This window comes from Capnocytophaga sp. oral taxon 902, from assembly GCF_013394735.1.
GTDB classification, from domain to species: Bacteria; Bacteroidota; Bacteroidia; order Flavobacteriales; family Flavobacteriaceae; genus Capnocytophaga; species Capnocytophaga ochracea.
Window position 1 is genome coordinate 2358669 of the sequence record NZ_CP058261.1, and the last position, 15228, is coordinate 2373896.

11 protein-coding genes, 1 other RNA gene and 1 pseudogene are annotated in these 15228 nt (G+C 41.3%); 4 read left to right on the top strand and 9 right to left on the bottom strand.

Annotated features, from left to right (window positions below; translation table 11 throughout):
* The first annotated feature begins 25 nt into the window (after positions 1-25).
* Positions 26-2269, top strand: a complete 2244-nt coding sequence (locus tag HW278_RS10080) for a nitric-oxide reductase large subunit (RefSeq protein WP_178977727.1) — start codon at positions 26-28, stop codon at positions 2267-2269.
* Between the two features lie 73 nt (positions 2270-2342).
* Here the strand turns inward: HW278_RS10080 and rnpB are convergent.
* The 9 genes and pseudogenes from rnpB to HW278_RS10125 form a co-directional block, all read right to left on the bottom strand.
* Positions 2343-2648: RNase P RNA component class A (rnpB, locus tag HW278_RS10085), an RNA gene on the bottom strand.
* An 11-nt stretch (positions 2649-2659) separates the two neighbouring features.
* Positions 2660-3501, bottom strand: a pseudogene (locus HW278_RS10090) (transketolase).
* 82 nt (positions 3502-3583) lie between these two features.
* Entirely contained in the window at positions 3584-4324 is a 741-nt protein-coding gene (locus HW278_RS10095; protein WP_178977728.1) for an SDR family NAD(P)-dependent oxidoreductase, read from the bottom strand.
* A complete protein-coding gene (locus HW278_RS10100) occupies positions 4321-5373 on the bottom strand; it encodes a patatin-like phospholipase family protein (RefSeq protein WP_255493612.1) in 1053 nt (350 codons plus the stop codon). The genes HW278_RS10095 and HW278_RS10100 overlap by 4 nt, the downstream gene beginning before the upstream one ends.
* A complete protein-coding gene (locus tag HW278_RS10105) occupies positions 5349-6137 on the bottom strand; it encodes a phosphatidate cytidylyltransferase (RefSeq protein WP_178977729.1) in 789 nt (262 codons plus the stop codon). Before HW278_RS10105 ends, HW278_RS10100 begins: the two co-directional genes overlap by 25 nt.
* Positions 6124-6729 (bottom strand): CDP-alcohol phosphatidyltransferase family protein, encoded by a 606-nt coding sequence (locus tag HW278_RS10110; protein WP_034575847.1) that lies wholly within the window; start codon positions 6727-6729, stop codon positions 6124-6126. The genes HW278_RS10105 and HW278_RS10110 overlap by 14 nt, the downstream gene beginning before the upstream one ends.
* Before the next feature lie 81 nt (positions 6730-6810).
* A complete protein-coding gene (locus tag HW278_RS10115) occupies positions 6811-8166 on the bottom strand; it encodes a peptidylprolyl isomerase (protein ID WP_048747316.1) in 1356 nt (451 codons plus the stop codon).
* 111 nt (positions 8167-8277) lie between these two features.
* Complete coding sequence (locus HW278_RS10120; RefSeq protein WP_178977730.1) at positions 8278-9444, bottom strand: hypothetical protein; 1167 nt, start codon at positions 9442-9444, stop codon at positions 8278-8280.
* A complete protein-coding gene (locus HW278_RS10125; RefSeq protein ID WP_178977731.1) occupies positions 9425-10597 on the bottom strand; it encodes an AIR synthase related protein in 1173 nt (390 codons plus the stop codon). Before HW278_RS10125 ends, HW278_RS10120 begins: the two co-directional genes overlap by 20 nt.
* Before the next feature lie 218 nt (positions 10598-10815).
* Between HW278_RS10125 and HW278_RS12275 the strand changes: the two genes are divergently transcribed.
* From HW278_RS12275 to HW278_RS10140, 3 genes are all read left to right on the top strand, one after another.
* Entirely contained in the window at positions 10816-11085 is a 270-nt protein-coding gene (locus HW278_RS12275; protein ID WP_220389386.1) for a hypothetical protein, read from the top strand.
* A gap of 193 nt (positions 11086-11278) precedes the next feature.
* Positions 11279-12367 (top strand): 3-dehydroquinate synthase, encoded by a 1089-nt coding sequence (gene aroB, locus HW278_RS10135; protein ID WP_178977732.1) that lies wholly within the window; start codon positions 11279-11281, stop codon positions 12365-12367.
* Between the two features lie 245 nt (positions 12368-12612).
* A complete protein-coding gene (locus tag HW278_RS10140) occupies positions 12613-15216 on the top strand; it encodes a thrombospondin type 3 repeat-containing protein (protein WP_178977733.1) in 2604 nt (867 codons plus the stop codon).
* Positions 15217-15228 lie beyond the last annotated feature (12 nt).

The window sequence follows — 15228 nt, forward strand, 5'->3', positions numbered from 1 at the left end:
ACAAAAACACTAATATATTTTATTTATGACAGCTAAGAAATTATGGATTTGGCTTGGGGCAACAGTGGCTGCTTCATTCCTTGTGCTGATTCTCTTCGGTGTAGAAATATACCGTACAGCACCTCCTTTCCCCGAAAAGATTGTAACGACCAATGGGGAAGTGCTCTATGAAGGGCAAGACATTAAAGATGGTCAGAATGTTTGGCAATCGATGGGCGGTCAAACTGTAGGTAGTATCTGGGGACACGGTGCTTATATAGCACCCGACTGGAATGCTGATTATCTACATCGCGAATCGGTATTGCTATTAGAGCTTTTTGCTCAGAAAGACGGTAAGGTGTACAAAGACCTGCCTGAAGATGAGCAAGCGAAGTACCAAGTGCAGTTGCGCAAAGAGTTGCGTACGAACACCTTTAACCAAGAAACAGGTGTGATTACCTTCTCGCCAGAGCGTGCTCAGGTGGCTAAAGAGTTGGCTACGTATTACACTAAACTCTTTATGGACGACCCTTCGCTAAGTGAAACGCGCACTCATTATGCGATTCCGAAGAATGCTATCAAAGACCCTATGCGTACGCAACAGATGAATGCATTCTTTACGTGGACTTCTTGGGTATGTAGCACTAATCGCCCTAATAGCGATGTAACCTATACCAATAACTGGCCTTATGACCCTGTGATAGGCAATCACCCTTCGACTTCATTACAAATGTGGTCAGGATTTAGCGTACTGATGTTGCTTTTCGGGGTGGGACTCTTGGTGTATTATCACGCAAGCAACAAAGAGGAAGAAGAAAATGAACATCTTCCTGCGGAAGACCCAATGCGCGGTATGAAACCTACACCTTCAATGAAAGCTACCCTTAAATACATTTGGATAGTATCGTTACTTATCTTGGTACAGATGGTGGCAGGGGTGATTACAGCGCACTATGGTGTAGAAGGAGGAGGTTTCTTTGGTATTCCGCTTGATATGATATTTCCACAGGCTATTTCGCGTAGCTGGCACGTACAGTTGGCTATTTTCTGGATAGCAACCTCTTGGCTGGCTACAGGACTTTACATAGCTCCTGCGGTATCAGGACACGAGCCTAAATATCAAAAATTGGGGGTGAATATACTCTTTATCGCCCTACTGATAGTGGTGTTAGGTTCTTTGGCAGGACAATGGTTTGGCGTGATGCAAAAATTAGGCTTAGTAGAAAACTTCTACTTTGGACATCAAGGTTATGAATATCTAGAATTGGGTCGTTTTTGGCAAATACTATTGCTTGTAGGCTTATTCTTGTGGTTGTTCTTGATGGTAAGAGCTTTATTGCCTGCTTTACGAAAGAAAGACGAAAACCGCCATTTGTTATTGCTATTTGTATTAGCCTCTATTGCTATTGCGGCTTTCTATGGAGCAGGCTTGATGTACGGTCGCCAAACACATATGGCTATTGCCGAATATTGGCGTTGGTGGGTAGTTCACCTTTGGGTAGAAGGCTTCTTTGAAGTATTTGCTACCGTAGTGGCTGCTTTCTTGTTCTCACGTATGGGCTTGTTACGCTTGAAAGTGGCGAGTGCCTCAGTATTGTTCTCTACTATTGTATTCTTAGCAGGGGGTATATTGGGTACATTCCACCACTTGTATTTTAGTGCTACCCCTACGGGTGTATTAGCCTTAGGAGCTACTTTTAGTGCTTTGGAGATTGTGCCTTTGGTACTCATAGGATATGAGGCTTATCACAACTACAAGATTTCTAAATCTACTGAGTGGATAAAAGCCTACAAATGGCCTATCTATTGCTTTATTGCGATGTGTTTCTGGAACTTCCTTGGGGCAGGTATCTTTGGTTTTGCCATTAACCCGCCTATTGCCTTGTACTACATTCAAGGCTTGAACACTACGGCAGTTCACGGACACGCAGCCCTCTTTGGGGTATATGGTATCCTTGGGATTGGACTTATCTTGTTTGTGCTTCGCGGTTTGTATCCTGATCGTCACTGGAATAACAAGATTCTTGGTTGGGCATTCTGGTTGATAAACATCGGATTACTTGTGATGTTAGTAGGGAGCTTGCTTCCTATAGGTATTATGCAAGCAGTAGAAGCTATTCAAAACGGCTATTGGTCAGCGCGTTCTGAGGAGTTTATGCACACCGATTTGATGCAAACCATACGTTGGTTACGCATTCCAGGTGATATACTCTTAGCAATAGGTGAATTGCTATTGGTATACTTCATCATTGGACTTAAAACCGGTTGGTCATTAAGAGACAAGCGATAATTTACAAAATAAACTTGAAAAAGCCAAAGAGCTGTCCTCTTTTGAGGACAGCTCTTTGGCTTTTTTGGGTATAAAAAAGAGCAAATCATAAGCCGGATTCTGTACCTACTCTTACTGAGCAGGTGCTTATCATTTATCTCGGTTAATGATTGCTCATTAGCTCTAACCGCCTACCCTCCAACATCGGGCGAGCAACCCTCAAACGCTGGTTTACGCGACGTTGCACCTCATAGAGTTTACCTGATTTCACTATGGCATTACCCATACATTCTTTCTGTTGCACTTGTCCTCGCCTTACGGCGGACGGGTGTTACCCGCTATGATGCTCTGTGGTGTCCAGACTTTCCTCTACTTTCGTAGCGATAAGCTGATTTGCTCTTTTAATCTTTATTAGTAGTCTCCTAAAGTTTCAGGATTCTGTGCTAAGCCTTTGGCTAATTGCTCGTCGTTAGGAGCTTTGCCGTGCCAAGCGTGAGTGCCCATCATAAAGTCTACCCCATTACCCATTTCGGTATGGAGTAAGATACACACGGGTTTGCCTTTGCCGGTTAAAGCTTTTGCATCTGCCAATCCTTTTAAGATAGAGGCGATATCGTTACCTTTTTCAATATCGATTACTTGCCAACCAAAGGCTTCCCATTTGGCGCGCAAGTTGCCCAAAGGCATTACTTTATCGGTAGGTCCATCAATCTGTTTGTGGTTGTAATCTACAGTAGCGATGATGTTGTCCACTCCTTTACCCCCGGCGTACATTGCCGCTTCCCATATTTGCCCTTCTTGCAGTTCACCATCGCCGTGGAGGGTATATACCAAGTGGTTATCGCCGTTGAGTTTTTTAGCCAAAGCTACTCCAATTGCTACTGAAAGCCCTTGTCCCAACGAACCCGAAGCCACGCGCACGCCTTCTAACCCTTCGTGAGGTGTAGGGTGTCCTTGTAAGCGAGAATTGAGCAAGCGGAAAGTGTTCAGTTCACTTATTGGAAAGAACCCACGTCGTGCTAATACACTGTAAAACACTGGTGATATATGTCCGTTAGAGAGGAAGAATAAGTCCTCGTTTTTACCTTCCATAGAGAAAGGTAGTTTGATGTCCATTACCTCGTTGTAGAGGCATACAAGGAATTCAGCGCAACCCAAAGAGCCCCTGGGTGACCTGAATTTACTTTGTGAACCATTCTGAGGATATCTCTACGCACCTGCGTAGTAAGGTCGGTAAGTTGCTGGATATTCATTGTATTTCTTCAGTTTTACGTTTTTAATACCGCAAAGGTACAATTTTTAAAGACAAAAGCAACAACGGAAGGATAATAAATTTTATTTCTTCATATAATGAGCTTTCTTATACATTATCTTTGAAAGTAGGAAAGAGGGCATATATGAGAGGAAACGCATTAACCATTTCATTTGTTTTGGGAATAAAAGCAATGCTTTCTTTTCAGTAATAGCTTGCGTGATTTTGCTCACAGCTTGGGCTTCGGTTACAAGAAAAAGTTTCTTAGAGAGATCGTTGTGGTTGAGGTCGCGTAGTTTTTGGGTATCTACATAGCCTGGAGCAATGGTAGTAATTGTGATTCCATACGGACGCAAAGCGCGGCGATAAGCATCGGCTATTTGTATCACACTACGCTTGGTCTTGGTGTATAGACTTGACTCGGGGTAGTCTAAAATACCTGAAATAGAAGCAAGTAAGACTATTTGTCCGCCTGTGTGACACATTGCTTTTCGTCCAACTTCTAAGCAGTTCACAGCTCCCATAATATTGGTTTGAAGCATTGCCACAGCCTCTTCATAGCTAATCTCATCTGCTACATCTTCAGCATAACTACCTGCACAATTGATGAGCAACGACAAAGTCCTCTCACCTACGAATTGCTGTATAACGTTTTGTAATTGCACTATATTGGTTACATCGGCTTGGTACTTCTCAAAACGCGATTCATCAGTGAGCTTTTGCAAATCTCTTCCACATACGCCTACGCGATTGCCTTGTAGGTGATAATAGCTCGCCAATGCTAACCCTATGCCTGATGTGCCTCCTATGATAAAAACATTCATTGTTTAAAAGCGTTTATTGTAGTTTGATAACCGTAGTCCCATTGTTTTTCTATTTGTTCACGATAGTGAGCGTAGTTTTTTGGAAAGTGAATACCTACTGCACATCGCTTCCAGTTGATATACTTCTCTGAGTAAAATCCTTTTAAGACCATAGTAGCATCACGGGTATTGATGAGGTGAGCGGGATATTGTGCTACTTCGGCTAAACGCTCGTTGCCACTAAAACCTAAAACTGCACGCACTAACGCTTCTTCAGTAGAACTATAAGGCTGTTTTTCCTCTCTTATCACTTCTTGCGAAAGAGTATTTGCTAATTCTATAGGGAGTAAATCTATTGCGCCTCCTGCAAACACATCACCTGCTATATTCACCGGAGCTACGTAGAACATATCCGAAACTGAAATGCGGGCAGCAGTGAGCATTGGTATCTCTGTTTTAAGGAGAATATCTTTAGCAACTGCCGATTGTAAATAGTTATCAGAGGAGATTTCAATGGCTTGCAGATTTATATGTCTTGCAGTTTGTGTATCGGTAAAGAGTACTTTTTGGTAAAGCTTACGAGCCCCTCTCCGTTTGCCACATTCATCAGGAGTGAATAACATTTTAGAACCGACAATAATAGTAGGTAGGGTAGAGGAGAAGTGCACTTTCGAGATACTTGGTAATAGGTTAGAAAGGTCTTGTGCCATTGTTACCAAATAGCGATGATACACATCTTCAATATAAGGAGCTTGCCTTTTGTCGTATTGTTTTTTAAGAGCTAAAAAGCCTATACGGTATAATTGACTATAAGGGGTAAGAGAAAGACTCTTGATGAAGTTATAAAATTCTTCGGATTGCAGGTAGGCTTTGCGAGCAGTATGTGTAGGAAAAGCATTGATGATTAAAGTTGCAAAAGCACCTCCACAAGAGGCTATCAGTAGCGAAGGAGTTTTGCCTAAATCATCTAAAGCATTATACATACCGCCATAAAGGGCAAAACGTGTACCCCCTCCTGAGAAGACTAAGGAGCGATGGAATGTTTTCACTGTACCCATAGAAAGAACCATATACTGTTAAACAAAAGGCTATCCATACGGTCTAAAAGTCCGCCGTGACCAGGAATAAGGTTGCCAGTATCCTTTACGCCTGCTTTGCGTTTGAGAAAGGAAATACATACATCACCCCAAAAGCCGAAAAAGCTAATAGTTACTCCTAAGAGCAACCACGTGTGAAGGGACGCTTGCAAACCGAGCACATACGCCAAACACACGCTTACTAAAGGTGTGAGTAAAAATCCTCCTACGCAACCTGCTATAGTTTTATTTGGACTCACCTCGGGCAGTATTTTCCGTTTGCCAAAGCATTTACCTGATAAGTATTGAAACACGTCATTCAGTTCGGTGGAAACAACTAAAAAGATAAGCCATAGCAAGCCGTTAGGTACTGAAAACAAAAAAAACAAATGTGGATAAGCAAATAAAACGATACCCAAAGAGAGGGCTATATAAAGTACTTTGTTTTTGGTTACAAAGAAAGTTCCTAAAACTGAAATAATGAGCAGAACTATAGCTCCTAATAAATAAATTTGATAATGAGGAAAACAGAAAAGCAAAACGCCTTGTAGTATAGCAATAACAATAGGTAAATAACGGGTATTGAAAGAAAAGAGCCGTCCTAACTCCTTTAAACATTGAAAGCTCACCCAACATATAAAAATACGCATCGTAAGTTTATTATATACAGCCCCTGCGAAGACAGCAATAATGAATACCCAACTCCTAATGCGAAGAGGTACATCGGCAAACTTACTATGGCTATTAGTGTTGGGCATAAAGTCCTTTTTTGAGACGAATAAAGGTGCTGAGGGACAGTAAAGCAATTATAATCCCGAAGACAATCGCTGAGTAGGAAGTGATAGAAACGCCCAAGAAAGCTAAAAGTCCGTAAATGCCTATCAATAAGGCACGGTCGCTTTTACCCATAGGTCCTTCATAGCGTCTTTCACCGCCTAACACTTTGCCCATTACGCCGGCAAATTCATTGAGAACGCTGAGCACAATAAAAATAACTACTAAATAAAGGCTTTCGGGGTGATATTTTAGCAAAGGGAAGAAGATAAACACATCAGAAACCACATCACCTAATTCGTTGAGGATTTCACCTAAAGAAGTGGTTTGCTGGAACTCGCGAGCCATCATTCCGTCGAGTGCATTGAGAATCATACGCAAGAGTAAACCTATAGGTAAGGCTAAGAAGAAGTAACGACATTCAGAGGCTTGCCAAAAGAGCACTCCAATTATTAAAGAAAACAAAATAGCAACTATCGTTATTTGGTTTGCAGTTACTTTCTTACGATGCAAGAACAGCAAGATAGGATGTAGCAACTGCTGAAATTTAGGTTTTAGTTTGTAAACCGAAATCATATACTGAACTATATAAACATTGATGAGGCAAAAGTAATAAAAAATAGTGAAAAACAAAACTTGCTTTTCACTATTTACTAATTATTTCTTAAGCCAATTGTTTTCAAACTTACAGTTCTTGTATTCTCCGTTTACTGAAATGTAAGTTTTCTCGATATGTTCTTTCATCCACTTACTGATGGCTTTCAGTTGTTTTTCTTTCAGAGCTAAATCTTGTATCTTTACGTAATCCTTTACAAAGTCGGCTTGGTGTTCCTCAATACGGTTGGTGATTTGGTAAATCTTATAAGTTTTTTTGCCTGTTCTATCTTCGTCGAGGAAAGGTACTGATACCTCATTGTCTTTAAGGTCTGAAATGCGAGCGTAAAGAGTAGGCTCTATACGGGTAAGCTCGAAACGAGTAGAAAGGTCTTCGGGGTTGATAAGCTGACCGCCATCGTTGCGGGTTTCTTTTTCATCGGAGAAATTACGTGCAGCCTCGTCGAAAGTAAGCTCTTTGTTTACAATACGGTCGCGTATTTTGGCTATCTTTTCTTTAGCCTCGTTGAGAGCTTCTTCAGGAATTTCAGGCATTAACAAGATGTGTCGTACACTCACTTCCTTACCGCGAATCTTGTCCATTTGGATAATATGCCAACCGAAGCTAGACTCAAAGGGCTTAGATATTTCTCCTTCCCGCAAAGTGAAGGCTACGTCTTTAAAAGCTTTATCAAAAGCAGAGTTACGGTTGAAGGTGAGTACTTGTCCGCCAGTAGCGCGGTCTTGGGAGTAGAGAATGGCTTTGGTAGAAAAACTCATACCGTTTTCCTCTACATCTTTTTTAATATCGTTGAGTTGGTTTATTACTTTTTGTACCGAACTCTTGGGAGCTACAGGATTGACTACAATTTGAGCGATTTCTAATTCAGTACCAAAGTGCGGACGTTCATCGGCTGGAATAGCGTTGAAGAAAGTACGTACTTCCTCAGGAGTTACTTCTATATCTTTTATAATTTGTTGTTTCATACGCTGAGCGAGCATACTCACTTTTAGGAGGTTGAAAAGCTCATCGCGCATAGATTGTTCGTCGTCTTTTTTATAGAACTCTAAAAGTTTCTTAATGTCGCCACCTAACTGAGCGGTCAAAAACTCAATACGTTGGTTCACTTGGTCACGTACTTCGCTATCGGTAAGCTTCACACTGTCTTGCACAGCTTGGTGAGCGTAGAGTTTGTCCTCCATCAGTTTGCCGAGCATCTGGCAACGGTTGATTTCACGAGTGTCTACCTCTTGCTGTTGCAAATCAATATACGCCTTGTCGATATCTGATTCTAAAATCAAATAATCACCTACTACCGCTGCTACACCATCTACCTTTCTACGCTCATTGTTTTGGGCAAAAAAGGGAGTCGTGAACAACAGTATTACAAGTACTGACCAAATTTTTGTTTTATTCATAAACTTCGTTATTAACTTTAAACGTTCTGTTATTATATCAAAAGATGTGCCTAATTGCACTAACCAATTTGCAAAAGTAGTATTTATATTGGAAAAACGAAACTTTCTACTTTATTTTATTTTAAAACTACCGATGAGCCACCCTATTGCGGGAAAGTAAAAAAGAGCAGTGAATGCCCATAACCATTCATAAAAATTACTGAAAATAGGATAGTTTACAATTACTGAAAAACCTTTGTAGGTGATGAGTATCTCGGTGGTGATAAAAGCAAAAAGAAACAGATAAACGAGCCATCGGTTTACTTTGTATACTTCTTCTAAAAACAGCAAGAGACCTATGGTTACAATCCCCAGAAAGTTAAAGTGCAAGTAACTTATCAACAGGTCGATGTTTTTAAACAAATAAGGCGTAAGGACAGGGAAAGCACCTGTGAACATCATTACTACTTTGGCGATAAAGAAACTGATAAATACAGTAGCTAAAAAACTCTTAGGTTGAGTTTTTAGGTATAAACGCAATATCATCACTACCGCAATGAGCCAGATAAGCACCGAAGTTCCTCCTACGATATAGTAAATAGGATAGCTAAAATAGCCTACCCAAGAGATGAAAAGCGAACCTATAATTCCTGCTTGAAACAGAATGAATACGCGCTTGATGAGCTGAGGATATTGAACGTCCCAACCGTATTTCTTTATAAAGAGTCCCATTAGGCTACTGAGCATAAAACCATTGTATTGAAAGTGCAAAAAGAAGGCAATGGCACACATATACATATCAGAGAACTTGCCATATTTCACTATGGTTACGGGCATTAGCCATATTCCCAAACTCGATAGGATAAGATACCAAATTCCCATTTTTACAAAAGGGGAAGTGGCATACTTCATAAAAAACTTCGCAAAAAAATAGGTACAGAAGATAAACACTGATGAAAAACTGATAGAAACAGCCCCATATCCTTGAAAAGGAAAGCTACATAGCATACCTAATACCGATAACTGAGTGATGTAGAACAGCCATCGGTAACGTTTGTGAAGTTGAGCGTTAAGAGGAATGAAAGTGCGCACTAAAATAGCCGAGAGCAGTACGTATACAAACCCTAAAAGTGCTAAATGCGAATGAGTATGCACGATATTTCGATAATTGAAATTGAAAGGATAGTCCACTACTTGTACCGAGCGCATAAAGATACCCAAGCACACAACTATAGCGAAATAGGTAAATGCCCATCGTATATCTGTTCGTATGTTTAATTTAGTATTCAAAAGTACCATATTCGCTTTTTATAGTGAGACATTTATTATCTGATGAGGCTACCCTACCTATGATTTGCGCTTCTACATTAAATGATTTTGCAATAGTGATAATATCTTCTGCAATGGCTTCCTCTACGTAGAGCTCCATACGATGCCCACAGTTGAACACTTGGTACATCTCTTTCCAATCGGTGTTGGATTCTTCTTGAATGAGTTTGAAAAGGGGAGGGGTAGGGAAAAGGTTGTCTTTGATAATATGCAAGTTATCTACAAAGTGCAATATTTTAGTTTGTGCGCCTCCACTGCAATGCACCATTCCACATATTTGGGTATTGTTGTACTTTTCTAATATCTTCTTGATGATGGGTGCATAGGTACGAGTAGGAGAGAGAACGAGTTTGCCAGCGTTTAACGGACTGCCAATTACCTTGTCGGTAAGTTGTTTCGTGCCAGCATATACGAGCTCACTGGGGACAGCGGCATCGAAACTTTCGGGGTATTTGTGTGCTAATACTTTTGCAAACACATCGTGACGCGCTGAGGTGAGTCCGTTGCTACCCATACCGCCATTGTATTCGTTTTCGTAGGTAGCTTGACCGTAGGAGGCGAGTCCTACAATCACATTGCCCGCTTTGATATTTGCGTTATCAATCACTTTACGGCGTTCTATGCGCGCTGTAACGGTAGAATCGACAATGATAGTGCGCACCAAATCACCTACATCGGCAGTTTCTCCCCCTGTAGAATGGATATGCACTCCAAAGGCAGAGAGTTCTGCAATCAGCTCTTCTGTTCCGTTGATAATAGCTGAAATGACTTCCGCAGGAATGAGGTTTTTATTGCGCCCAATGGTGGACGAAAGCATAATATTATCGACTGCTCCCACGCACAATAAATCGTCTATATTCATTATGAGAGCATCTTGCGCAATGCCTTTCCACACGCTTAGATCACCGGTTTCTTTCCAATATATATACGCCAAAGCCGACTTGGTACCGGCGCCATCGGCGTGCATTACAAGACAATAGTTGTCGTCGCCCGTAAGGTAATCGGGGACTATTTTACAAAAGGCTTTGGGGAATAATCCTTTATTGATATTTTTGATAGCTTTATGCACTTCGTCTTTGGCTGCCGAAACCCCGCGTTGTGCATAACGTTTGCTTACTTCCATTATAGTTTATTTTTGAGAGGCAAAGGTAAGAATAATTTATCAATTAGCAAATTTGGTACAGTGTGGTGCGAGCCACAAGGGTAGGTAAAGAATGAACGAACAATAGGTGAAAGAAGGCTTGTAGTTAATGATTAATGGTTAATGATTAGTGGTTAATGGTTAATGATTAATGGTGAAATTGGGAGAAGATTATACAAAGCTTATAGGATAATTAAACAATGAGTGGCTCTACAGTGGCTCTACAGTGGCTCTACAGTGGCTCTACAGGCTCTACAGTGGCTCTACAGTGGCTCTACAGTGGCTCTACAGTGGCTCTACAGTGGCTCTACAGTGGCTCTACAGTGGCTCTACAGTGGGTCTACAGTGGGTCTACAGTGGGTCTACAGTGGGTCTACAGTGGCTCTACATTGGGTCTACAATGGGTCTACAGTGGGTCTACAGTGGGTCTACAGTGGGTCTACAGTGGGTCTACAGTGGGTCTACAATGAGGCAACAGTGATGAATAAACGAAGGAATAACGAAGGAATAACGAAGAATGAACGAAGAAACAATAAATGTAAGATGAATGTAAGGTGAATAGAAGGAGTAAATGTGTTGTGTAAATGACGGTCTTTTGGTGCTGAAAAGGGGAATTTGTACAATTGTTATTATTTTACTACTTTTGCCAAAAATTCTGTACTGATGGAAGCAAATGTTATCAGAGCTGGAAATTACAACGTTTATTTTAATGAGGAAGGAACTGATTTTATCAATCGAATAGTTGCGGAAAAACGCCCTTCGAAGCTGTTTTTGTTGGTGGACAGTCATACCAATGAAAAATGTTTGCCTTTGTTTTTACCTACTCTCATTACTGATATTCCGATAGAAATTATAGAAATAGAAGCGGGAGAACTGCATAAAAACCTCGATACTTGTACGCAAGTGTGGCACGCACTTTCAGAATTAGGAGCCGATCGCAAGAGCTTGCTTATAAACGTAGGAGGAGGAGTGGTAACCGATTTAGGAGGCTTTGTGGCTTCTACCTATATGCGTGGAGTGCCCTTTATTAATGTGCCGACGAGTTTACTGGCAATGGTAGATGCCTCGGTAGGGGGGAAGACGGGGGTGGATTTAGGTCCTTTGAAAAATCTTGTAGGAGTGATAAACAATCCGTTGGGGGTGGTGATAGACTCGCAATATTTAGGAACGTTACCTGCTGAGGAATTGCGTAGCGGAATGGCAGAGATGTTTAAGCACGGACTTATTCGTTCGGAGGCTTATTGGAACAAAATGTGTGATTTGAGAAGCCTTTCGTTAGCTGATTTAGACAGTCTTATTCACGAATCGGTGGAGATAAAGAACGAGGTGGTAATGCAAGACCCGAAAGAATGTGGATTGCGAAAAATACTGAATTACGGTCATACGCTGGGGCACGCTATCGAGTCGTATTGCTTGGAAAACCCCAGTCGCCAATGTTTGTTACACGGTGAGGCTATTGCGATAGGAATAGTGTTGGCTACTTACCTATCGGTGAAAAAGTTAGGTTTCCCTAAGGATAAATGCGATAAGGTGAAAAGCGTGTTGGGTGAGTATTTCAGCAAACAAACTTTTCATAAAGAAGATATTGAGGATATTTGTGAGTTGATGCGTTTTGACAAGAAGAATGTAGCGGGCAGAGTACACTTTGTGCTTTTGGAGGAGATAGGTAAGCCTAAAACGGATTGTGTAGTGCCTGAGGAAGAGATTTACGAGGCGTTTGAGTACTATAGTGCGAGCCACACAGGGAGATAAAAGGTAAGACGTAAAAGGTAAACGATAAAGCCAGCGAGGGCTCACAGCTGGGTATGTGGAGGCGGATTAATTAGCAAATGAGGAAATGAGAAAATGAGGGAATGGGAAAATGGGGAGATGAGAAAATTTGACTAATAAAACAATAATTAATTATGACAACCTTTTTTAGGACGTGACAGTGATTTTTTTGGGTGAATATTAAGTGAGGAAACAAAAGAAATTAAAAATATATAAAGAATTAAACATTGAGATATAGCAATTACAATAGTATTTTTTGGTTATTTATTTTGGTGGTGTTACAAGGGTCGGCACAGAGTTATTGGCGCAAAGCTGATTTCTCGACTCAGCGCAGTGCAGCAGTAACTACTAATAACCCAAATTATCAGTATTTTACACTGAATAAAAAGGCGTTTGCACGAGCTTTGGAAACCGATAGTAAACGCAGTGAGGCTACCGTTCAGATACCTGATGCCAACGGAACACTCATTACTTATCGCATTGCACCTACGCAGGTTCTTTCGGAAGCAGTTGCACGCAAATATCCTTCTATTAAAACTTTTGTGGGTAAATCAGTAACTGATCCCTCTAAACATATTCGTTTTACGTGGAGCGATTATGGGCTTGATGCTATTATGGAAGAAGAGTTGAGCTATTCGTTTATAGAAGCAGAAGATAAAGAAGGTGTTTATTACAGGGTTTATCGTCGTAAGGATGTTGAAAAAACATTCATAGACTGTAAAACATTAGATGTGCCTACTCTTTTGCAGGAAAGTAAAGCGGCTCAACGCCCTTCATTTCAGACTAAACCTATGCAACGTACTTTTCGCATTGCAATTGCTTGTACCCACGAATATACTGATTATTTCTGGGGGAAGGCTTCAGCTTTTGCCCAAATAGTCAGTACGCTAAACCGTGTAAATGAGGTCTATGGGCAACAGCTGTCGATTGTTTTCCAGTTAGTTTCGGACGATAGTATAGTATATGAGACTAAAGATACTGACCCTTTTACTGGTATTAACTACGAAAAAGAATGGTACGACAATAAAGCTCTTGTATTGCAACAAGTTTTGGACAACAAGATAGGTAATGCTAATTATGATATAGGGCAGTTGTTTCACAATGCTGCAGAAGGAGGTAATGCAGGTTGTATAGGGTGCGTGTGTACCAACGACCGCAAGGGACAGGGATTTTCGTCTTATCCGTTTGCTTACGTACGCAATAGAAGTGCTTTTGATATAGATGTGGTAGCTCATGAGATAGGACATCAACTGGGGGCACGGCATACTTTTTCTTATCGCAGAGAATATGGGTCGGGGTCGCAGATGGAACCAGGGAGTGGTACTACTATTATGAGCTACGCAGGAGTTACGCGATATTATGATGTGCAACAGAATGCTGACCTTTATTTTCATCACCGCACTATTTACGACATTACAGATAACCTACAAGGCAAGTCTTGTGCTACCGAAAATTCTACGGGCAACACTCCTCCTGAGATACCCGACTTGAAAAGCTATACTATTCCGTATGGAACTGCCTATTTATTAGAAGGTACTGCTACCGATGCTGATGGCGATGCGTTGCTTTATACGTGGGAAGAAAGCGACAATTATACAGAAACGGGTAATTATTATTTTTCACCTACAATACGTTCAGGAGCTACGGCACGCTCTATGAAACCCTCAGCACAATCATATCGCTATATCCCGCGTTTGGAACGTATAGTAGCGGGTACGCTCACCCAGCAGAACCCTAAAAAAGGAGATGCTTGGGAAACAGTGCTCAACATAGGGCGTACCTTGCATTGGACTTTTATGGTTATCGACCGTCCTTTAGCAAGCAATCAAACAGGAAATACAGCTTATAAAACCATTGATGTGGTAGTGAGTGCAGACGCGGGTCCGTTTAAAGTGAGTTCGCATACCGAGCAAAGCACTTGGTATGTAGGACAAAAAGTAAGTTTGCAGTGGGATGTAGCTAATACTGATAAAGCACCTGTGAACGCCGAAAAAGTGAAAATACTCTTTTCGACTGACGGAGGAGTTACTTTTTCGCATACCTTAGCTACGGGCTTACCCAATAACGGGAAAGCTGAAATAAGCGTGCCTGATGCTATTAAAACGCAGCAAGGAAGGTTTATGGTGAAAGCTGAAGAGAACCTATTTTTGGCGGTGAATGCAGGGAATATCACCGTAAAAGAAGATGACGATGTGGATAATGACGGTATACCTTCGCGTATGGATAACTGTCCGACTGTAGCCAATCCTGACCAAGCTGATGCTGATAATGACGGTATAGGCGACGCTTGTGATGACGATATGGACGGTGATGGAATTTTAAATGTTTTGGATAACTGCCCTACCGTGTCTAACACTACCCAACAAGACACTGACAACGATGGTATAGGAGATGCTTGCGATAACGATATAGATGGAGATGGTTTCTTAAATGACCAAGATAATTGTCCTAATGTATACAATCCAGACCAAGCTGATTTAGACGATGACGGTATAGGCGACGCTTGTGATGACGATGTAGATGGCGACGGAATCCCGAATGCACAAGACCCGCAGGTGGATTATGTGCTTATTTCCAACGCTTTTACCCCTAATGGCGATGGGGTGAATGATACTTATGTGATAGCGCGCGCTGAACGATACCCTAATAACACCCTGTATATATTCAATACCTTAGGGCAATTAGTCTACTCGGCTCACGGGTATAAGAACCAATGGGACGGAAAGAAATCTGATGGTACCTTAGTGCTACGAGGTTCGTATGTAGCTATTTTCAGCATTGACGGCAGTGAAAAGAACAAGAAACAACTTTGGATTTACATTAATTATTAAGAAGAGAAAAAC